Origin of the sequence: Streptomyces sp. NPDC059452 (assembly GCF_042750035.1) — a bacterium.
Classification (GTDB): Bacteria; Actinomycetota; Actinomycetes; order Streptomycetales; family Streptomycetaceae; genus Streptomyces.
Genome location: NZ_JBHYVE010000002.1, coordinates 41,998 through 62,208, shown reverse-complemented (window position 1 = coordinate 62,208; position 20,211 = coordinate 41,998). Strand labels below are relative to the sequence as shown.

17 protein-coding genes are annotated in these 20,211 nt (G+C 70.8%); 5 read left to right on the top strand and 12 right to left on the bottom strand.

Annotated features, from left to right (window positions below):
• Positions 1-108 precede the first annotated feature (108 nt).
• Entirely contained in the window at positions 109-411 is a 303-nt protein-coding gene (locus ACFW9Z_RS03220; RefSeq protein ID WP_384633557.1) for a hypothetical protein, read from the bottom strand.
• Between the two features lie 145 nt (positions 412-556).
• On the bottom strand, positions 557-1,711 hold the full coding sequence (locus ACFW9Z_RS03215) for an adenosine deaminase (protein WP_384633554.1): 1,155 nt from the start codon (positions 1,709-1,711) through the stop codon (positions 557-559).
• Between the two features lie 113 nt (positions 1,712-1,824).
• Here ACFW9Z_RS03215 and ACFW9Z_RS03210 point away from each other — a divergent pair, with 113 nt between their 5' ends.
• Entirely contained in the window at positions 1,825-2,586 is a 762-nt protein-coding gene (locus ACFW9Z_RS03210) for an alpha/beta hydrolase (RefSeq protein WP_384633551.1), read from the top strand.
• 183 nt (positions 2,587-2,769) lie between these two features.
• On the opposite strand, the gene ACFW9Z_RS03205 is transcribed toward ACFW9Z_RS03210, so the two are convergent.
• From ACFW9Z_RS03205 to ACFW9Z_RS03195, 3 genes are all read right to left on the bottom strand, one after another.
• Positions 2,770-3,522, bottom strand: a complete 753-nt coding sequence (locus ACFW9Z_RS03205) for a hypothetical protein (protein WP_384633548.1) — start codon at positions 3,520-3,522, stop codon at positions 2,770-2,772.
• Positions 3,523-3,577: 55 nt separating this feature from the next.
• Positions 3,578-4,720 carry a hypothetical protein gene (locus ACFW9Z_RS03200; RefSeq protein ID WP_384633545.1) on the bottom strand — a complete coding sequence of 381 codons (1,143 nt, stop codon included), beginning with the start codon at positions 4,718-4,720 and terminating at the stop codon, positions 3,578-3,580.
• Positions 4,721-4,861: 141 nt separating this feature from the next.
• Complete coding sequence (locus tag ACFW9Z_RS03195; RefSeq protein WP_384633542.1) at positions 4,862-5,815, bottom strand: LysR family transcriptional regulator; 954 nt, start codon at positions 5,813-5,815, stop codon at positions 4,862-4,864.
• A 62-nt stretch (positions 5,816-5,877) separates the two neighbouring features.
• Between ACFW9Z_RS03195 and ACFW9Z_RS03190 the strand changes: the two genes are divergently transcribed.
• From ACFW9Z_RS03190 to ACFW9Z_RS03180, 3 genes are all read left to right on the top strand, one after another.
• A complete protein-coding gene (locus ACFW9Z_RS03190; protein WP_384633539.1) occupies positions 5,878-7,212 on the top strand; it encodes an MFS transporter in 1,335 nt (444 codons plus the stop codon).
• Positions 7,213-7,432: 220 nt separating this feature from the next.
• Positions 7,433-8,152 carry a L,D-transpeptidase family protein gene (locus ACFW9Z_RS03185; protein WP_384633536.1) on the top strand — a complete coding sequence of 240 codons (720 nt, stop codon included), beginning with the start codon at positions 7,433-7,435 and terminating at the stop codon, positions 8,150-8,152.
• Between the two features lie 111 nt (positions 8,153-8,263).
• The gene (locus tag ACFW9Z_RS03180) at positions 8,264-9,316 is read left to right on the top strand and encodes a sigma-70 family RNA polymerase sigma factor (RefSeq protein WP_384633533.1); all 1,053 of its coding nucleotides are present in this window, start codon (positions 8,264-8,266) and stop codon (positions 9,314-9,316) included.
• A 14-nt stretch (positions 9,317-9,330) separates the two neighbouring features.
• Here ACFW9Z_RS03180 and ACFW9Z_RS03175 read toward each other — a convergent pair whose 3' ends face one another.
• Entirely contained in the window at positions 9,331-9,741 is a 411-nt protein-coding gene (locus tag ACFW9Z_RS03175) for an STAS domain-containing protein (RefSeq protein WP_384633531.1), read from the bottom strand.
• A gap of 308 nt (positions 9,742-10,049) precedes the next feature.
• Here ACFW9Z_RS03175 and ACFW9Z_RS03170 point away from each other — a divergent pair, with 308 nt between their 5' ends.
• A complete protein-coding gene (locus tag ACFW9Z_RS03170; RefSeq protein WP_384633528.1) occupies positions 10,050-13,307 on the top strand; it encodes a S8 family serine peptidase in 3,258 nt (1,085 codons plus the stop codon).
• A 101-nt stretch (positions 13,308-13,408) separates the two neighbouring features.
• Here the strand turns inward: ACFW9Z_RS03170 and ACFW9Z_RS03165 are convergent, their stop codons facing one another.
• The 6 genes from ACFW9Z_RS03165 to ACFW9Z_RS03140 all read right to left on the bottom strand — a co-directional run bounded on the left by ACFW9Z_RS03165 (position 13,409) and on the right by ACFW9Z_RS03140 (position 19,877).
• Positions 13,409-14,014, bottom strand: a complete 606-nt coding sequence (locus ACFW9Z_RS03165; protein ID WP_384633525.1) for a Uma2 family endonuclease — start codon at positions 14,012-14,014, stop codon at positions 13,409-13,411.
• A gap of 99 nt (positions 14,015-14,113) precedes the next feature.
• Positions 14,114-15,391 (bottom strand): thymidine phosphorylase, encoded by a 1,278-nt coding sequence (locus ACFW9Z_RS03160; RefSeq protein WP_384633522.1) that lies wholly within the window; start codon positions 15,389-15,391, stop codon positions 14,114-14,116.
• 112 nt (positions 15,392-15,503) lie between these two features.
• Positions 15,504-15,926 carry a cytidine deaminase gene (locus ACFW9Z_RS03155; protein ID WP_384633519.1) on the bottom strand — a complete coding sequence of 141 codons (423 nt, stop codon included), beginning with the start codon at positions 15,924-15,926 and terminating at the stop codon, positions 15,504-15,506.
• The gene (locus tag ACFW9Z_RS03150; protein WP_384633516.1) at positions 15,923-17,185 is read right to left on the bottom strand and encodes an ABC transporter permease; all 1,263 of its coding nucleotides are present in this window, start codon (positions 17,183-17,185) and stop codon (positions 15,923-15,925) included. The genes ACFW9Z_RS03155 and ACFW9Z_RS03150 overlap by 4 nt, the downstream gene beginning before the upstream one ends.
• The gene (locus ACFW9Z_RS03145) at positions 17,182-18,297 is read right to left on the bottom strand and encodes an ABC transporter permease (RefSeq protein WP_384633513.1); all 1,116 of its coding nucleotides are present in this window, start codon (positions 18,295-18,297) and stop codon (positions 17,182-17,184) included. The genes ACFW9Z_RS03150 and ACFW9Z_RS03145 overlap by 4 nt, the downstream gene beginning before the upstream one ends.
• Positions 18,294-19,877, bottom strand: a complete 1,584-nt coding sequence (locus tag ACFW9Z_RS03140; protein WP_384634583.1) for an ABC transporter ATP-binding protein — start codon at positions 19,875-19,877, stop codon at positions 18,294-18,296. The genes ACFW9Z_RS03145 and ACFW9Z_RS03140 overlap by 4 nt, the downstream gene beginning before the upstream one ends.
• Positions 19,878-20,211 lie beyond the last annotated feature (334 nt).

Below are 20,211 nucleotides of genomic sequence, written 5' to 3'. Positions count from 1 at the left end.
GCGGCAACGCGGGCTTCCCCAGTGGGGGCCCCACACCTTCTGGGGGGGGCGCCCCCCACTGTCGTGTGCGGGTGCGCGCCGCGGGGCGGCGCGCAGGGGTGGTGCGGGTCAGCGGCCGAGCGGGATGCCGTTGGCGGAGAGGCCCTGCGTGGGCAGTCCGCCGAGCAGCGCGGTGACCGGGGCGGCGGCGTCGGTGGCGTCGCCGCCGAGGACCTTGCCGACGGTGTCCTGGACCGGCGCGGACTGGGCGGAGGTGGCAAGGGTCTCCAGCGCCGTGGTGGAGACGGGGAGCACTCCGGCCGCGGAGTCCAGCGGCAGGGCCGGGGCCGCGGAGGCGGTACCCGCGGCGGCAGCGGCGAAAGCGGCACCGAGGGCGGCGACACCGAGAGTCTTGGCAGCAGACTTCTTCATGGAGAATTCATCCTTGGGGAAGGGGATGTGAGCGGCTCTGCAAGTTAGCCATCCCGCCGCCCCCACCGCAAACATCCCGACACACGAAAAATGGCCGGGATTTCGCCTCCCGGCCATTTTTCCTACCTCTTCCGCTATTCGAACGTCAGCTCGCAGCGGCGGTGGAACTGCTGGTCACAGCGGTCTGCCGGAAAAGCCACTCGGACTTCAGCTCGGCATAACCGGGCTTGACGACCTCGTTGATCATCGCGAGACGTTCGTCGAAAGGAATGAAAGCTGATTTCATCGCATTGACGGTGAACCACTGCATGTCGTCGAGCGTGTATCCGAATGCCTCGGTCAGCAGCTCGAATTCCCGGCTCATGCTCGTACCGCTCATGAGGCGGTTGTCCGTGTTGACGGTGACGCGGAAGTGCAGCTTGCGCAGCAGCCCGATCGGGTGGTCCGCGTACGAGGTGGCGGCGCCGGTCTGGAGGTTGGACGTCGGGCACATCTCCAGCGGGATGCGCTTGTCCCGTACGTAGGAGGCGAGGCGGCCGAGGGCGACCGAGCCGTCCTCGGCGACCTCGATGTCGTCGATGATCCGCACCCCGTGGCCGAGCCGGTCGGCGCCGCACCACTGGAGGGCCTGCCAGATCGACGGCAGGCCGAAGGCCTCGCCCGCGTGGATCGTGAAGTGGTTGTTCTCCCGCTTGAGGTACTCGAACGCGTCGAGGTGGCGGGTGGGAGGGAAGCCCGCCTCGGCGCCCGCGATGTCGAAGCCGACGACGCCCTGGTCGCGGTAGCTGTTGGCGAGCTCGGCGATCTCCAGCGCGCGGGCCGCGTGCCGCATCGCGGTGAGCAGGGCGCCGACGCGGATGCGGTGGCCGTTGGCGCGGGCGATGCGCTCGCCCTCGCGGAAGCCCGCGTTGACCGCCTCGACGACCTCTTCGAGGGTCAGGCCGCCCTCCAGGTGCTGCTCGGGGGCGTAACGGATCTCGGCGTAGACGACACCGTCCTCGGCCAGGTCCTCGGCGCACTCCGCGGCCACCCGGAAGAGCGCGTCGCGGGTCTGCATGACGGCGCAGGTGTGGGCGAAGGTCTCCAGATAACGCTCCAGCGAACCGGAGTCGGCGGCCTCGCGGAACCAGATGCCGAGCTTGTCGGCCTCGGTCTCGGGGAGGGAGTCGTAACCCTGCGCGCGGGCCAGCTCGATGATCGTCCCCGGGCGGAGGCCGCCGTCGAGGTGGTCGTGGAGCAGCACCTTGGGGGCGCGCCGGATCTGGTCGGAATCAGGGACATTCAGGGTCTGGCTCGTCATCTGGGCACTCTAGCGCCTACGCGCGTAGAGCGCTTGTCGGCGCCATCCGTCGATGCGTAACAGTGACCGGAAAGTCGGGTGGAGTACACCTGCTCTTCTGAGACTGTTCTGTCATGGCACAGCGCGCACTCCCCCTGCCTGCCGCCAGGCTAGGACGGGCCGTTTCGACGGCCGGAGCACCATACGAGGTCAGCGGCGTGGTCCTGCTGCTCCCGGACGGCGAGCCCGATTCACGGCGTCGCCCCTCCCCCCTGTCGTACGCGATACAGCTGCCGTTCGCCCGTGCGCTGGCACGCGCCGGGGAGGGCGACGGTCTTGCGGTGCACGTCCTGCGCTACCGCCACCGGGGCTGGAACGACTCCGACGCGCACCCGGCGGCCGACGCGGACTGGGCGGCCGACGAGGTCCAGCGGCGGTACGGGGACGTGCCCGTCTGCCTGGTGGGCCATGGGATGGGCGGGCGGGCGGCGCTGCGGGCCGCCGGGCACGGGGCGGTGAACTCGGTGCTGGCCATGGCCCCCTGGCTGCCGGACCACACCGCCGCCGAGCCGGAGCCGGTGAAGCAGCTCGTGGGGCGGCGGGTGCTGATCGTGCACGGCACCAACGACGAGCGCACCGACCCGGAGTTGTCCTACCGGCTGGCCGAGCGGGCGAAGAAGTCCAACCGGGACACCTGCCGCTTCGAGGTCCACTCGGACGGGAACGCGCTGCGTCAGCACCGCGCCGAAGTGGTGGCGCTGGCCGCCGACTTCGTGCGCGGCTCCCTCTTCGCCCGCTCCTACGCCCGCCCGGTCAAGGACGCACTCGCCGCACCACCGCCGCTGGGGCTGCGGATGCCGCTGGCAGCGGGGTTCGGACGGTCGCTGCGGCACTGAGCCGGGGAGGTACGGGGGCGGAGCCCGTACGGCGGGTCGCACATCGCGGCCCGTTGCCCAAGCCGTACGTACGCGTCGGGCCCTCACCCGTACCGCACGGCGGGTTGCGGGTCGGGGCCGTACCCGTACCGCACGGCGGGGCTGCGCCTCGGCCCGTACCCAGGCCGTCCGTACGCCAGGGGCTCAGCCCGTACGTCCGCCTCCCAGCCGCCGGACCAGCAGCACCGAGGCGGTCCACGCCAGCGCGCACCCGGCGGCGGTGACCAGCAGGACGAGCCAGAGGGCGTCCGTGGTGGCGGCGACGGTGACGGCGGTGGCCACCGCCAGGAAGGTCGCCACCATCGGCACGACGATCTGTGAGGCGCGGGCGGGCGGGGCGCCGATGGCGCGGCGGCGGTGCAGCCACCCCGATGCCCGCAGGAAGACGGCGCCGGTGATCAGCAGCGCGAGCCCCAGGGCGAGCTGGACGGTGGAGGCGCGGCCCGGCTTCTCGGTCGTGTCCTGACGCAGCTCCCCCTTCTCCAGCCCCCAGAGCCGGTCGCGCCAGGTCAGCGCGGTGACCCGGTCCCCGGGTGCGAGCGTCTCCCACACCGGGCCGCTGCCCTGCATCCGTATCCGGAGCGACCGCTCCTGCCCGGGGCCGAAGTCGACCGTGACCCAGTTGGTGACGGCCTTGTTCTTCCGGCCGACGTCGGTGGAGACGACCGTGCCGGGCCATTCGGAGAGGCAGTCGCCCTTCTCCGCCACCGAGCCCTCGAGCTCCGCACACGACCGCGCGGCCCGGAAGTCGCGGGCCTCGGAGAGGGACCCGGGCAGCAGCGCGAACAGGACGAACGCGGCCAGGACCATCACCGATCCGATCACGGCGGCAAGGGTGATGCCCATCAGGCCCGGGCGGGCGGGCGGCGGCGAAAAGGAGGAGGAAGCAGGGTTCACCGGGCCATCCTCCCCTCCTCTTCGAACAGAGAGGCGACGGGGGTCGAGGGGGCTGTCAGCCGGCCGGTGGCGGCAGCGCGGCCAGGATGCAGCGCATGTCGTGCCGTTCCGCCACGACGAGCACCGGGGCCGCCCCGTCCCGGCACTCCAGCACCACTTCCGAGTACCACCTCAGCACCACGTCCGACCACAACCGCCCCGGGTGCCGTGGGTCGGCCACGTGCTTGCGCCGCAACCGCAGCGGGACGAGGGTGTCCGGCAGCGGATCGAGAACGACCTTCCCGTACGCGTCCGTGGCCGGCGCGAGACGTGCGCGGCCGCCGGGCTCCAGCGGCGGATCGAGGGCGAGGTGGTCGTACCCCTCCACGCAGTAGGGCACATCACCGACCACGGTGGCCCGTACGACCTGTCTCCCGGTGAGGGCCGTGGGTTCGAGGACGACGTCGTCCGTGGCGCGCCGCCCGAGCAGCCAGGTCAGCAGCGCCGCCGCCGCTCCCGAGACCGCGCAACCGGCGGCGGAGACCAGGAGGACGAGCGGAGCGTCGTCGGCGACGGCGGAGGCGGTGATCGCGACTCCGGCTGCCACCAGGGCCGCCACGCACGGCACGGCGGCGCGCCACGCCCGGACCACGGGGTCGCGGGGACGGCGCAGGGCCCGTCGGAGCGCCGCCAGCAGGAGGGCCGCACCGAGGATCGCCAGCGCGAGAACCACCCCCAGATGACCGAACGCGACGTTACCGGGCTTGCCGTGCGCGTCCTGGCTCAGATCCCCCAGGCCCACCGCCCACACCGTGGAACGCCAGGAGTGCAGCACCACCCGGTCCCCGCGCTCCACCTCGTCGAAGACGGGCCCGGGGCCCTGCATCTTCACCTGGACCGGTGGAGCGCCCGCACCGGGGTCGACCTTCACCAGCCAGACCCTGGACTTGGCCTTTCCCCGACGTTCCTTGGCCAGGACCGTGGCCGGGCGTTCGGAGAGGCAGTCCCCGTGGCCGGCCGCCGGGCCGGCGGCACCGGCGCACGGGAGGGCTGCCCGGAACTCCCGTAGCTCGGCGAACTTCCCGGGCAGCATGGCAGCGAGGAACAGCACCATCACCACCAGGACGACCCCGGTGGCGCCGGGGAGGAGGGCGTCCCTCGCCTCCCACCGCATAGACGCGGGTGAGGTGTCCGGGGTGGCAGGCGAAACGTGGGTCACCTGGACATTCTGCCCGTCTCGCACGGGTCGACGACGGGCGGGGGGCGGCGGGCGTTCGGATCCACCGCGGCGGTCACCGGCTCCCCCTCCTTCCCTTCGGGAGGGGTCGGCGCCACCATTCAGCACGGCTTCCGGGCCCTCTCATTCCGGCAGCAGGTTCCCCCGCCGCGAGAGCAGGAACCGCTTGAAGGCCGCGACCGGCGGGGTGTCGGGGTGGCCGTCCAGCCAGGCGACGCCGATCTCGCGGACCGCGCGCGGGGCCGTCACCGTCAGCTCGACCACGCCTGGGCGGGCGACGGCGGGCGGCGGCAGCAGCGCCACCCCGAGCCCGGCGGCGACCAGGCCGCGCAGGGTCTCGGCCTCCTCGCCCTCGAAGGCGACGCGCGGGGTGAAACCCGCCTCCGTGCAGAGGTCGTCGGTGATGCGGCGGAGCCCGTAACCCGGTTCGAGCGTCACGAACGTCTCGTCGGCGGCCTCCGCGAGGCGGATGCGGCGGCGGGAGGCGAGGCGGTGGTCGTCGGGGACCACCAGGCGCAGGCGCTGTTCGTCCAGGCGGCGGGTGACCAGGTCGGGGGCGTCGGGCACGGGTGAGGTGAGGCAGAGGTCCAGGCCGCCCGCGCGGAGCCGTTCGATCATCGCCTCGCCGTAGTTCTGGACGAGCTGGAAGCGGACCTTCGGGTGGTCGGCGCGGAAAGCCCGGATCAGGGCGGGTACGGTCTCCGAACCCATGGTGTGCAGGAAGCCGAAGGAGACCCGGCCCGTCGTGAGGTCGGCGTCGGCCCGGACCGCGTCGGCGGCCTTCTCCACCTCGGCCAGGGCCCGTTCGGCGGAGGTGAGGAAGGTGCGGCCGGCCGGGGTGAGCGAGACGGTGCGGCCCTTGCGGGCGAACAGGGCGACGCCCAGGTCCGCTTCGAGCCGGACCATGGCCCGCGAGAGTGTGGACTGCGGGACGCCGAGCTCGTGTGCGGCGCGGGTCACATGCTCGTGCCGGGCGACCGCCTCGAAGTACGCGAGGCGTGGCGCGAGGACGGCCCGGATGTCTTCTTCGTAACTGCTCGGTGACAGCCGAGGCTGTGAGCTGCGTTGATGCGCCATGGGATTGATTATGGCGGTTTCGTGCATTGGACGCATGAAACGTGCCGCTCTACGTTCGACGTATGCCTCCCGCCGATACCGGGGCATCCACCGTCGTCGTGGATGCCTCTGCCCCGTCGTCCCCCGTCATCACCTCCCGCGCCGCCGCGCCCGCCTCCGCCGAGCGCCTGGAGCCCGGCCGCCCCGGCTACCGCAGGATGAGCTTCGCGCTCTTCGCCGCCGGGGTCGCGGCCTTCGCCCTCCTCTACTCCACCCAGGCCCTGCTGCCCGCGATCTCCACCGCGTACGGCGTGAGTGCCGGGCAGGCGAGCTGGACGGTCTCCGCGGCGACCGGCGCGCTGGCGCTCTGCGTACTGCCGCTGAGCGCGCTCTCGGAGCGGTTCGGGCGGCGGCAGATGATGACGGCCTCGCTGACGGTCGCGGTCCTGGTCGGGATGCTGGTGCCGTTCGCCCCCTCGATCGGCTGGCTGATCGCGCTGCGGGCGATCCAGGGCGCGGCGCTCGCCGGGCTTCCGGCCTCCGCGATGGCGTATCTCGCGGAGGAGGTACGGCCCAAGGCGCTGATCGCCGCGATCGGGCTGTTCGTCGCGGGCAACAGCATCGGCGGTATGAGCGGCCGCATCCTCACCGGCTGGGTCGCCCAGCTCTGGGGCTGGCGCGCGGCACTCGCGGCGGTCGGGCTGCTGGCGGTGGCGTGCGCCGTCGCCTTCCACTTCCTGATCCCCAAGGCCCGTAACTTCACGCCCGGTTCACTGAACCCGAAGCGGCTGGCGCGGACCGTCGCCACCCACCTCTCCAACCCGCTGCTGGTACGGCTGTACGCGATCGGCGCCCTGTTCATGACCGTGTTCGGCGCGGTCTACACGGTGATCGGCTACCGGCTGGTCGAGGAGCCGTTCTCGCTGCCGCAGGGCGTCGTCGGCTCGATCTTCCTGGTCTACCTGGTCGGTACGGTCTCCTCGGCCGCGGCCGGACGTCTGGTGGCCCGCCTCGGCCGCCGGGGCGCGCTCTATCTGGCGGTCTCGACCACGGCGGCCGGGCTGCTGCTCTCGCTGTCGGAGTCGCTGGCCGCCGTGCTGGCGGGGCTGGTGCTGATCACGGCCGGGTTCTTCGCCGGGCACGCGGTCGCCTCGTCCTCGGTGAGCCGGACGGCGACCCAGGGCCGGGCGCAGGCGTCGGCGCTCTACCAGTCGGCGTACTACCTGGGCTCCAGCGCGGGCGGCACGCTCGGCGCGGTCGCCTTCCACGCGGGGGGCTGGGCGGCGACGGTGGCCCTGGGGCTGCTCGCGGTCCTCGGCGTCGTCTCGATCACGCTGTACGGGACCCGGGTGGCGCGGGCGGAGCGGCGGGCGCTGGTGCCCGCACCCCGGCGAGCTGCCGACCTGGTGGCCCGGTGAGTTGCCGACCTGGTGGCCAGGCGACCTGCCGACCTGGTGACCCGGTGACCTGTTGACCCGGTGACTCGGTGACCCTCCGGAGGCTCGTTCCGGAGTCCGTAATTCCGCCTATGCCGGAACGCGACGCAACCGAGACCCGCCCCGTGCAACCCCTCCTCCCCTTCGAGCGTCTACCAGGCGTAACCACAAAACCACTGTGGGCAAAGGGGAGTTGGGGCACATGGGAGTGATGGCGAAAGTATCCGGCAAACGGTTGCGGCGCGGGGCGGCGCTCTCCGTGGCCGGGCTGGTGGCGGCGCCCGCCCTGGTCCTGGGCACCGGCACCACGGCCCAGGCGGCGGCCTCCTGCACCACCTCCGCCGGGCCGCACCAGAAGCAGGTGGAGAAGTTCCTCAAGCGGCCGGTCGACGGCAAGCAGTCGGCCGCCGACTGCAAGGCGATCCAGAAGTTCCAGAAGGCCCACGGGATCACCCCGACCATCGGGTACGCCGGACCGCTGACCTGGCGCACCATGAACACGATGCTCGCCCAGAAGGCAGCCGGGAAGAACCCCAACAAGGCCGGGAAGTGTCCCACCAACAAGGGTCGCATCGCCTGCGTCGACCTCACCCGGCAGCTGAGCTGGATCCAGGACGGCAAGAAGCTGAAGTACGGGCCGGTGCCGGTGCGGACCGGGCGGGACGGCGCGGAGACCCGGACCGGCGCGAAGAAGATCTACTGGCGCAACATCAAGCACTGGTCGACGATCTACAAGGTGTGGATGCCGCACGCCCAGTTCTTCGACGGCGGCCAGGCGTTCCACTCGGTCACCAAGTCCATGTACAACCCGCCGGGCTCCGGCGGCTGCGTCAACATGCGCCCCGCCGACGCGAAGGCATACTGGAAACTGCTGAAGAACGGTGACGACGTGTACGTCTACGGACGCAAGCCCGGCACCTGAGCCGACGCCCCCGGGAGCCCGGCGCCTTCCCCCCGTTGTCAGTGGCCTGCGGTAGCTTCCGACGTATTGGGTGACGGATGCCACAGCGGCTTGCGCGACAGGGGTGGAGCGATGAGCGATCTGACCACGAGGACGGCCGCGGGGGCGGGGGCCGACAGCACCGGAGCCTCCGGTGACGCCGGTGCCGATGCCGATATCGACGCCCGCCTCGAAGGCCACCGCACCGAGCTGACCGGGTACTGCTACCGGATGCTCGGCTCGGCCTTCGAAGCCGAGGACGCGGTGCAGGACACCCTGGTCCGGGCCTGGCGCAACTTCGACAAGTTCGAGGGCCGCTCCTCCCTGCGCTCCTGGCTCTACCGCATCGCCACCAACGTCTGCCTGGACATGCTGAGCGCGGGCAACAAGCGGGCCCGCCCGGTCGATCTGAGCGGCCCGACCCCGCTCGCCCAGGCCGCCCTCAGCCCCCGGCCGGAGAACGTCTGGCTGGAGCCGATGCCGGACGGCCGGATCCTGCCCACCGTCCAGGACCCGGCGGAGGCCGCCGTGGCGCGGGAGTCGGTGCGCCTGGCGTTCGTCGCCGCCCTCCAGCACCTGCCGCCCAAGCAGCGGGCCGTGCTGATCCTGCGCGAGGTGCTCGCCTGGAAGGCCGCCGAGGTCGCCGAGCTGCTGGAGACCTCCGTCGCCTCGGTCAACAGCGCCCTCCAGCGGGCCCGCGCCACCCTGACCGAGCGGGAGGACCGGATCCCGGACGCGGCCGACCCGCTCGACGAGGAGCAGCGGAAGCTCCTGGAGCGCTATGTGAAGGCGTTCGAGGGGTACGACATGGCCGCCCTGACCGCGCTGCTCCACGAGGACGCGGTGATGACGATGCCGCCGTTCGACCTGTGGCTGCGGGGCACGTCGGACATCACGGGCTTCATGACCACCCTCGGCGCGGCCTGTGCGGGCTCCCGGCTGGTACCCGTATCGGCCAACGGCTCCCCGGGCTTCGCGCACTACAAGCCCGATCCGGAGGGGGCCGGTTTCGTGCCGTGGGCGGTGCAGGTCATCGATGTCCGGGACGGGGCGGTCTCGGGGATGCACTGCTTCCTGGACGTGGAGCGCTGGTTCCCGCTGTTCGGCCTGCCCGACCGGCTTCCGGCGGGGACGGCCGGGGGCTGACCGGAAACACTCGGTCAGTACGGCCCCGGCGCCCGCTCCCCCGACTCCTCCCGCTCCTCCTGCCCTTCCGGATCCTCCGGCCTCTCGCCCTCCTCCCTCCCCTCCCGCTCCTGCGGCCCCTCCAGGGCGACCACATCCCCCAGCCCCACCAGGTCCAGCAGCGCCTGGAGTTCGGGCGACACCCCGCGCAGCCGCAGCCGGCGCCCGGACCGGCGGGCGACGAGTGCCAGCCGGGCCACCGCCTCGACCAGGACCAGGTCGGCACGGTCCGTACCGCCCACATCGCACTCCACCGGAACGGCCGGTCCCGGCGCGGCGCCCACGGGGCCGGCGAGGCGGCGCTCCAGGTCGGCGCAGAGGCCGGGTACGGCTTCGTGGCCGACCCGGCCGGTCACGGTCAGGACGATCGGGCTCTTGGCTTCCACACCCGGGCAGACCCCTCCGGCGGACGAAAGTCATCGGCGCCCCGCGGGGCCGTTCTCCCCGATACGACTATTTTCCGCCAGTTCCCTGTTCCTGTGCTGATTCTGTGAACCAACCGGCGCGACTTACCCTCTAGTTCGTTGAACCGTCGGCCGCAGCCGTCACTCGTACGGGTCTGTGGACCGGGGGGGTTGAAGAACCATCGAGTTCTCCAGGGGGAGAGTTGCGCAGACACGTGAGAAACGCGTGCATACCGGCGGTCGCCACCGCGGTCGCCGTGGCGCTTGCCGCGGGCATGGTCACTCCGGCCATGGCCCAGCCGGATCAGAAGGGGGCGTCCGACACCCGGGCGCTGACCGGAACCCAGCACCACCTGACCCTCATCACCGGTGACCGGGTCACCGTGGACGACAAGGGCCGGCCGGTGAAGTTCGAGCCCGCCAAGGGCCGCGAGCACATACCGGTCCAGCGGATGAGCACCAAGGGACACTCACTCGTCGTCCCGGCCGATGCCCAGCGGCTCATCAGCGCGGGCAAGCTCGACCAGCGGCTGTTCGACGTCACCGAGCTGAGCAAGCCGGAGAACCTCCGGTCCCAGCGGGACGGCCTCAAGCTGATCGTCGGCTACCGGGGCGCGGCCAAGGCCGCCAAGGCGCAGGTCCGCGACGCGGGCGGCACCGAGGTCGGCCTGAGCCTGCGGTCGCTGAACGCCGAGTCGGTGACCACGCCGACCGAGGACGCGCCGGAGATCTGGGAGGCGCTCACCGACAGCAGCGCCGGAAGCGACCGGGTCACCACCGCGGCCGGGATCGACCACGTCTGGCTGGACGGCGTCCGCCGGGCGAGCCTGGACCGGAGCGTCCCGCAGATCGGCACCCCGGCGGCCTGGAAGGCCGGGTTCACGGGCAAGGGCGTCAAGATCGCGGTCCTGGACACCGGGACCGACAGCAGCCACGCCGACCTCAAGGGCAAGATCCTCGCCTCGAAGAACTTCAGTGCCTCCAAGGACACGAAGGACCGGGTCGGCCACGGCACGCACGTCGCCTCGATCGCGGCGGGCTCCGGTGCCGCCTCGAAGGGCAAGTACAAGGGCGTGGCCCCGGACGCCAAGCTGCTCTCCGGCAAGGTGCTGGACGACGAGGGCTACGGCGAGGACTCCGGCATCCTGGCCGGAATGGAGTGGGCGGTCGCGCAGGGCGCCGACATCGTCAACCTGAGCCTCGGCGGCACGGACACCCCCGAGGTGGACCCGCTGGAGGCGGCGGTCAACAAGCTGACCGCCCAGAAGGGCGTCCTGTTCGCCATCGCGGCGGGCAACGAGGGCGACGGCGCGGGCACGGTCGGCTCCCCGGGCAGTGCGGACGCCGCGCTGACCGTGGGCGCGGTCGACGTCAAGGACAAGCTGGCGTACTTCTCCAGCCGTGGTCCGCGCGTCGGCGACGGGGCCGTCAAGCCGGATGTCACCGCCCCCGGTGTGGACATCACGGCGGCGATCCCGAACAAGTCGATCATCGCCCAGGAGGTGGGCCAGAAGCCCGCCGGTTACTCCACCATCTCGGGTACGTCGATGGCCACCCCGCATGTCGCGGGCGCCGCCGCCCTGCTCAAGCAGCAGAACCCGGCCTGGAAGGCCGCCGAGCTGAAGGGCGTGCTCACCGCGTCCACGAAGGCCGGCGCGTACAACGCGTTCCAGCAGGGCTCCGGCCGGATCTCGGTGGACCGCGCGCTCAAGCAGAGCGTCATCGCCGAGCCGGTGTCGGTGAGCTTCGGTGTGCAGCAGTGGCCGCACCACGACGACAAGCCCGTCACCAAGAACGTCACCTACCGCAACCTCGGCACCAGCGAGATCACTCTCGATCTGACCGTCGCGGGCACCGGCCCGAAGGGCAAGCCCGCTCCGGCCGGCTTCTTCACCCTCGGTGCGAACCAGGTGACCGTCCCCGCGGGCGGTACCGCCGATGTGACGCTGACCGCCGACACCCGGCTCGGCGGCAACCTCGACGGCACGTACTCCGCGTACCTGGTGGCCACCGGCGGCGGGCAGACCGTCCGCACGGCCGCCGCGGTCGACCGCGAGGTGGAGTCGTACGACCTCACGGTCAACCACATCGGCCGCAACGGCAAGCCGGCCGCCTTCGTGGACAGCACGCTGTTCGACCTGACCGGCGCGGCGGGCGGCTTCTTCCTGAACCCGCAGGTCGTCAAGGGCACGGCGAAGGCGCGACTGCCCAAGGGCACGTACGTGGTCAACTCGACGGTCTACGGTGCCGCCGACGACTTCGCCAAGGGCGCCGACTGGATCGCCCAGCCGAAGGTCACAATCACCAAGAACACCAAGCTGACGTTCGACGCCCGCAAGGCGAAGCCGGTGAGCATCACGCTCCCCGACAAGAAGGCCAAGGCGCAGCTGTTCACGCCTGACTACTCCGTCGAGACGAAGAACAACGGCGTCTCCTTCGGCTGGCTGATGGACTCGGCGAAGAACTTCCGCACGCTGCACGCCGGTCCGCAGATCACCGATGGTTCGGTCTCCCAGCACTGGTCGGGCAACTGGACCGCGGGCAAGTCGACCGAGTACGACATCGCGGTCGGCGGCAAGGTCAAGAAGCTCGCGACCGGCTACAACCGGAAGTTCACCGCGAAGCAGCTGGCCAAGGTGAAGATCACCATGGGGGCGAGCGCGCCGAAGAAGCAGGGCGAGATCATCGCCTGGGGCACCCTGCCCACGCAGGGCGGCGGCTGGGCCACCTCGCACGCCCAGAAGATCCCGGGCACCCGGACGGTGTACGTCTCCACCGCCGACAAGGTCAGGTGGGGCTTCGACTTCGCCCAGGTCGGCCCCGTCGGCAAGGACGGCTGGCCGACGTACGACGCCGGGTACGAGATCGGGAACGAGAGCTCCTACAAGGCGGGCAAGACCTACACGAAGGCCGTGAACACCGCCGTCTTCCAGCCGCTGGTGGGCAAGGAGTTCGGCGTCCTGCGCGAGGGCAACGAGATCGCGGCCTACGTCCCGCTGCTGGCGGACGGCAAGGGCAACCTGGGCTACCAGCGCTACTCGTCGGTCAAGACGGTCCTGTACCGCAACGGCAAGAAGGTCGGCCAGAACGACGACCCGCTGAGCGGGGAGCCCTTCACGGTCCCGGCCGGCGCGGCCACCTACAAGCTGACGAGCTCGGTCAAGCACAGCGCCAAGATCGGCGCCCTCTCCACCCAGGTGGACGTGGCGTGGACCTTCCGCTCCAAGAAGACCCGCTCCGCCATGCTGCCGGTCTCCACGGTCCGCTTCACCCCCGCCGTCGGCACCGACGGCCGGGCGAAGGCGAACAAGACCGTCTCCGTGCCGGTGAAGGTGACCGGCGCGGCTGCCGGTAAGAACCTGAAGTCGCTGACGACGTACGTCAGTTACAACAAGGGGAAGACCTGGAAGAAGGTCACCGTCAAGAAGGGCAAGATCACGGTGAAGAACCCGGCGAAGGGCAAGAGCATCTCCTTCTCCGCGAACGTCACCGACAAGAAGGGCAACAAGTCCTCGGTGAAGATCTACAACGCGTACCTGGGCAAGTGACCGGCTACGAGCGGTAGTTCACCCAGCACGACGGCGGCCCGCCGCACGGATCAACTCCGTGCGGCGGGCCGCTCGCGTGTACCGCCATCGGCGAAAGCGGCTCAGCCAGCCGGGAAGACGCCGGTGTCCAGGTCCAGCGCGAACGGTTCGGGAAGGCTGATCCTCCCGCCGTACTCGACGGCTTGCAGCACCCGGTACGTACCGCCCTCCGGCTCTCCGTAGAGCGTCGCGGTGGGGCGGCCGGAGTGCCAGGGGTCGAGGAGCAGGAACAGCTCCACCCCGGCCTTGGCGTAGCCGTCGGCCTTGCTGATGCGGTCGTGGTTGGCGTTGGCCCGGGAGGTGATCTCGACGACGAGACGGGCCTCGGCGGCGGGCACGTGGTAGCCGAGCCCGGAGACGGCCGCGCGGGGCAGGACGACGAGGTCGGGGACGTAGATCCCGCCCTGGCCCGGCAGGGCGACGCCGAGGACCTGGTAGATCCCCCAGTCCTCCGGAATGACGCTGTAGAGCTCTCGCTGGATCAGGGCTGCGGTGCTGTGGTGGTCCTTGGACGCCGGTGGCGACACGGTGACGATCTCGTCGATGATCTCCACCTTGCACCCCTTGGGAGCGTCCGTCTCCTCCCGGATCCGGACGAGGTCGTCCCAGTCCCGGCCGTGGCCCGGCACGGGCTCGACAGCGGGTGCGTCCACGGCGGTCCCCTCCATCGGTGCGCCACCTTCATCGGTACGTCACCGAGTCCAGCATGCCGAACGGGACCGGTGGCAGTCCACCGGTCCCGTCCACCCGTACGAGGAAACCGCAGGTCAGGCGATACGTTCCCGCACCACCGGCAGCGGGGCGAACGACGTGCCGGCCGGGGCGATGTCGTACGCGTCCGGGAGGGCCTTCAGGGCGTAGTCGAACTTCTCCGGGGTGTCCGTGTGCAGCGTCATCAGGGGCTGGCCCTCGGTGACGGTGTCGCCGGGCTTGGCGTGGAGTTCGACGCCCGCGCCCGCCTGGACCGGGTCCTCCTTGCGGGCCCGGCCCGCGCCCAGGCGCCAGGCGGCGACGCCGACGTCGTAGGCGTCCAGGCGGGTCAGGACGCCGGAGGAGCGGGCGGTGACGATGTGCTGCTCGCGGGCGGTCGGGAGGGTGGCGTCCGGGTCGCCGCCCTGGGCGGAGATCATCCGGCGCCAGACGTCCATCGCGGAGCCGTCGGAGAGCGCCTTCTCGGGGTCGGCGTCCTTGAGACCGGCCGCGTCCAGCATCTCGCGGGCGAGCGCGAGGGTGAGGTCGATGACGTCCTGGGGGCCGCCGCCCGCCAGGACCTCGACGGACTCCCGTACCTCCAGGGCGTTGCCCGCGGTGAGGCCGAGCGGGGTCGACATGTCGGTGAGCAGCGCGACCGTCCGTACGCCGCTGTCGGTGCCGAGCGCGACCATGGTGGAGGCCAGTTCGCGGGCGTCCTCGATGGTCTTCATGAAGGCGCCGGAGCCGACCTTGACGTCCAGGACGAGCGCCCCGGTGCCCTCGGCGATCTTCTTGGACATGATCGAGCTGGCAATCAGCGGGATCGCCTCGACGGTGCCGGTGACATCGCGCAGCGCGTACAGCTTCTTGTCGGCGGGGGCGAGCCCGTCACCGGCCGCGCAGATGACCGCGCCCGTGGTGTCCAGGACGTTCAGCATCTCCTCGTTGGAGAGGTGGGCCCGCCAGCCGGGGATGGACTCCAGCTTGTCCAGGGTGCCGCCCGTGTGGCCGAGGCCCCGGCCGCTGAGCTGCGGTACGGCGGCGCCGCACGCGGCGACCAGGGGGGCGAGCGGCAGGGTGATCTTGTCGCCGACGCCTCCGGTGGAGTGCTTGTCGGTGGTGGGGCGGGAGAGCGCGTCGAAATTCATCCGCTCGCCGGACGCGATCATCGCGGCGGTCCAGCGGGCGATCTCGGTGCGGTTCATGCCGTTGAGCAGGATCGCCATGGCGAGGGCGGACATCTGCTCGTCGGCGACCTCGCCGCGGGTGTACGCGTCGATGACCCAGTCGATCTGCTCGGGGGTCAGCTCGCCTCGGTCCCGCTTGGTGCGGATGACGGAGATGGCGTCCATGGGAGTCCTTCCGGCCGGTGCGTACGCAAGAGTCCTCGTTGACTCTACGCGCATAGAGAGAGGAATGGCCGGTGGCCCTTCCGTGGAGGAAGGACCACCGGGAACTACGGGGTCAGCGGAGGTGCTGCGGGCCGAACGACTGCGGCAGCATCTCGTCCAGCGTGCGGCGCCCGTCGGGCGTCTCCAGGACGAGTCCGGGGCCGCCGAACTCGTACAGGAGCTGTCGGCACCGGCCGCACGGCACCAGGATGGACCCGGTGCCGTCCACACAGGTGAAGTGGGTCAGCCGGCCGCCGCCGGTCGCGTGGAGCTGGGAGACGAGACCGCACTCGGCGCAGAGCGAGAGGCCGTAGGAGGCGTTCTCGACGTTGCAGCCGGTGATCGTGCGGCCGTCGTCCACCCGGGCGGCGACACCGACCGGGAAGCCCGAGTAGGGGGCGTACGCCCGGGACATCGCGTCCCGGGCCGCGACCCGCAGGGCCTCCCAGTCGGCCTCACCGAAGAGGACGGCGGGCTCCGGGGCGGGCGAGGTCACTTGCCCTCGCCCTTCCTATAGGGGATGCCGTTCGCCTTGGGCATCCGTAGCCGTTGCGCGGAGAGCGAGAGGACCAGCAGCGTGGTGACGTACGGGGCCGCGTCGACGAACTGGCTCGGGACCTGGTCGGTCAGCAGGTACCAGGTGAACAGCAGCGCCGAGACGGCCGCCGAGATCACCGCGGCGACGTACTTCTTCTTGTAGAGCTGCCAGAACACCGCGATGACCAGCAGGATGGCCAGCAGGAGCAGCATCGCGTGGACGTTCTCCGCGCCGCCGCGCAGCTTGAGGCTGTCGGTGAAGCCGAAGAGCCCGGCGCCCAGCGCCATCCCGCCCGGCATCCAGTTGCCGAAGATCATGGCGGCGAGGCCGATGTAGCCGCGGCCGCCGGTCTGGCCCTCCTGGTAGATGCCGGTGGCGACGATCGCGAGGAACGCGCCGCCGAGGCCCGCGAGACCACCGGAGATCGTGACGGCGATGTACTTGTACTTGTACACGTTGACGCCGAGCGTCTCGGCGGCCACCGGGGACTCACCGCAGGAGCGCAGCCGCAGCCCGAACGAGGTGCGCCACAGGATCCACCAGGTGGCGGGGATCAGCAGCAGGGCGAGCAGGGTGAGCAGGGAGAGGCCGGTGACCAGACCGCCGATGATGCCCGCGATGTCGGAGATCAGGAACCAGTGGTGCTGCTGGAGGTCCTGCATCCACTCCGAGAGCCCCGGAATGGTGATCTTGTCGATCGGTTCGAGGCGCGGGGACTGCTTGGAGGAGCCGCCCTGGACGCCGTCGAAGGCGAAGTTGGAGAGGTAGCGGGTGACACCGACGGCGAGGATGTTGACCGCCACACCGGAGACGATGTGGTTGACGCCGAAGGTGACGGTGATGACCGCGTGGAGCAGACCGCCGAGGCAGCCGCCGAGGATGCCGAAGAGGACACCCATCCACGGGCCCCACTGGAACCCGGCCCAGGCACCGAACCAGGTGCCCAGGATCATCATGCCTTCGAGGCCGATGTTGACGACGCCCGCGCGCTCGGCCCACAGACCGCCGAGTCCGGCGAGGCCGATCGGGACGGCGAGCTCCAGGGCGCCGGCGACCTGGCCGACCGAGGTGATGTCCTCGGCGCCGCTGATGAGGCGGACCAGCGAGACGAGCGCGAGACCGCCCGCGATGATGAGCAGGACGACCGGCAGGGTGAGCTTGCGGCGGCCGCCCTTCTGGGGGGCGCGGTGCGCGGCGATGGCTTTGCTGGTGCTCACAGGGCCGCCTCCTTCTCGGTCTTGATGGCGTGTCCGGCGGCGAGCTCCTCGCCGACCTTCTGCTGCTGGCGGCGGATGCCGTAGCGGCGTACCAGCTCGTAGGAGACGACGACCGAGATCACGATCAGGCCCTGCATGATCGTGGCGATCTCCTTCTCGTACCCGTACTGGTCGAGCGAGGCCGAGGACTTGTCGAGGAAGGCGACGAGCAGCGCGGCGAACGCGATCCCGAGCGGGTTGTTACGGCCCAGCAGCGCGATGGTGATGCCGGTGAAGCCGATCCCCGTGGGGAAGTCGAGGCTGTACGTGTGGGTGTCGCCGAGCAGCGTCGGCAGACCCGCGAGGCCCGCGACCGCACCGGAGATCAGCATCGAGGTGAGGATCATCTTCTTGGCGTCCACACCGGAGGCCTGGGCGGCGCTCTGGCTGGCACCCGTGGCGCGCAGGTCGAAGCCGAACCGGGTGCGGTTGAGGACGAACCAGTACAGCAGGCCGCAGCCCGCCGCGACGAAGGTGAAGCCGTAGACCTCGCCCCCGTCGCCCATCGGCAGACCCGGGAACCAGCCGGACTCCGGGATCTCCCCGGTGGTCAGGTTGTTGGAGCCCGGCGGCTGCTCGCCGAAGTTCTTCGGCAGGATCAGCCAGGCGACCAGGGCCGTGGCGATCGAGTTGAGCATGATCGTGGAGACGACCTCGCTCACCCCGCGGGTGGTCTTGAGGAAGCCCGCGATCCCGGCCCAGAAGGCACCGACCAGCATCGCGACGATCACGATCAGCGCGATGTGCAGCGGGCCCGGCAGGTTCACGCTCGCGCCGACCAGCGCGGCCATCATCGCGGCGAGGCGGTACTGCCCGTCGACCCCGATGTTGAAGAGGTTCATCCGGAAGCCGACGGCGACGGCGAGGGCGGCCAGGTAGTACGTACCGGCCTGGTTGAAGATCAGGACCTGTACGTCGACGTAGCTCGCCGACTCGAACATGATCCGGTACGGCTCGAAGGGGTTACGGCCGGAGGCGAGCAGCACCACGGTCGTCAGCGCGAGGGCGACGACCAGGGCGAGCGCCGGGCCGGCGAGGCCCAGGATCAGCCGGTCCTTGTCGAATTTCTTCATCGGGCCTCGTCCTCCGGGCTTTCGAGGTGACCGGTGGCGGCGCCGGTCATGGCCGTGCCCAGTTCCTCCGGGGTGATGGTGGCCGGGTCGGCGTCGGCGACCAGCCGTCCGCGGTACATGACGCGCAGGGTGTCGGAGAGCCCGATCAGCTCGTCCAGGTCGGCCGAGATCAGCAGGACGGCGAGCCCTTCGCGGCGGGCCTCACGGATCTGGTCCCAGATCTGCGCCTGGGCGCCGACGTCCACCCCTCGGGTGGGATGGGCGGCGATCAGGAACTTGGGTGCGTGGCTCATCTCGCGGCCGACGATCAGCTTCTGCTGGTTGCCGCCGGAGAGGGAGGCCGCGGTGACCTCGATACCGGGGGTGCGGACGTCGTACTCGCGCACGATCCGCTCGGTGTCGGTGCGGGCCGCCTTGTTGTCCAGCAGCCAGCCCCGGCTGTTGGGCTTCTCGGTGACGTGGCCGAGGATGCGGTTCTCCCAGAGCGGGGCCTCCAGGAGGACGCCGTGGCGGTGCCGGTCCTCGGGGATGTAGCCGATGCCGGACTCGCGCCGCTTGCGGGTGGGGGCGTGGGAGATGTCCTCGGTGTCGAGGGTGATCACCCCGCCGTCCGGGTCGCGCATCCCGATCAGGGCCTCGATCAGCTCGGTCTGCCCGTTGCCCTCGACACCGGCGATCCCGAGGACCTCGCCCTTGTGGATGGTGAAGTCGATCCCGGCGAGGACGTCGCGGACGGTGCCGTCGGGGTCGGTGACGGTGAGCGCGAGGTCCCGTACGCGCAGCATGGGCACGTCGGTGACGGTGGACTCGCGGGTCTCCGGGGAGGGCAGCTCGCTGCCGACCATCAGCTCGGCGAGCTGCTTGGTCGTGGTGGTGGACGGGTCGGCGGTGCCCACCGTCGTACCGCGCCGGATCACCGTGATCTCGTCGGCGACCGAGAGCACCTCGCCCAGCTTGTGCGAGATGAAGATGACGGTCAGGCCCTCGGCCTTGAGCTCGCGCAGGTTGGCGAAGAGCGCGTCGACCTCCTGCGGCACGAGGACCGCGGTCGGCTCGTCCAGGATCAGGATGCGGGCGCCCCGGTAGAGGACCTTGAGGATCTCCACGCGCTGCCGGTCGGCGACCCCGAGGTCCTCGACGAGCGCGTCGGGGCGGATGCCGAGCCCGTACGCGTCGGAGATCTCCTTGATCTTCCTGCGGGCTCCGACGCCGATGCCGTACAGCTTCTCGCCGCCGAGGACCACGTTCTCCAGGACGGTGAAGTTGTCGGCGAGCATGAAGTGCTGGTGCACCATGCCGATGCCGCGCTCGATGGCTTCGCCCGGGTTGGAGAACGAGACCTGCTCACCGTTGATGGCGATGGTGCCCTCGTCCGGCTTCTGCATGCCGTAGAGGATCTTCATCAGGGTGGACTTGCCTGCACCGTTCTCCCCGACGAGGGCGTGCACGGTGCCCTTGCCGATGGTGATGTCGATGTCGTGGTTGGCGACGACGCCGGGGAAGCGCTTGGTGATGCCGTGCAGTTCCACGGCGGGGGGGCTGCTGGACGCGTTGATGACGCACTCTCCTTGGCCGGACAGGAGCGGGGGCGGAGGGGCTGAAGGGGGTGAAGTTATCGCGCCGGAGGGCTGTCTACACGCGTAGAGCTGCCGAATCGTGAAACACAGGCGCACGTCACCGTCCGGACGCGGGGTCCGGAGCCGGTTGGGAGAGCACTGCGATAGGCGGATCTTCTTCGGGGCTGCTTGTTCTGAGGGTGGTGCTGCTTGTTCTGAAGGTGGTGCTGCGGGTGCCGCTGGGTGGTGGGGGGACCGGCGGCCCTGTCCGCCCGCCCCGCCCCGTTCCGGGGGGCCGGCGGGAAAGTCCCGGGCATCCAACCGCCCGGAGTAACACCAAATAGAACCAACAAGTAAA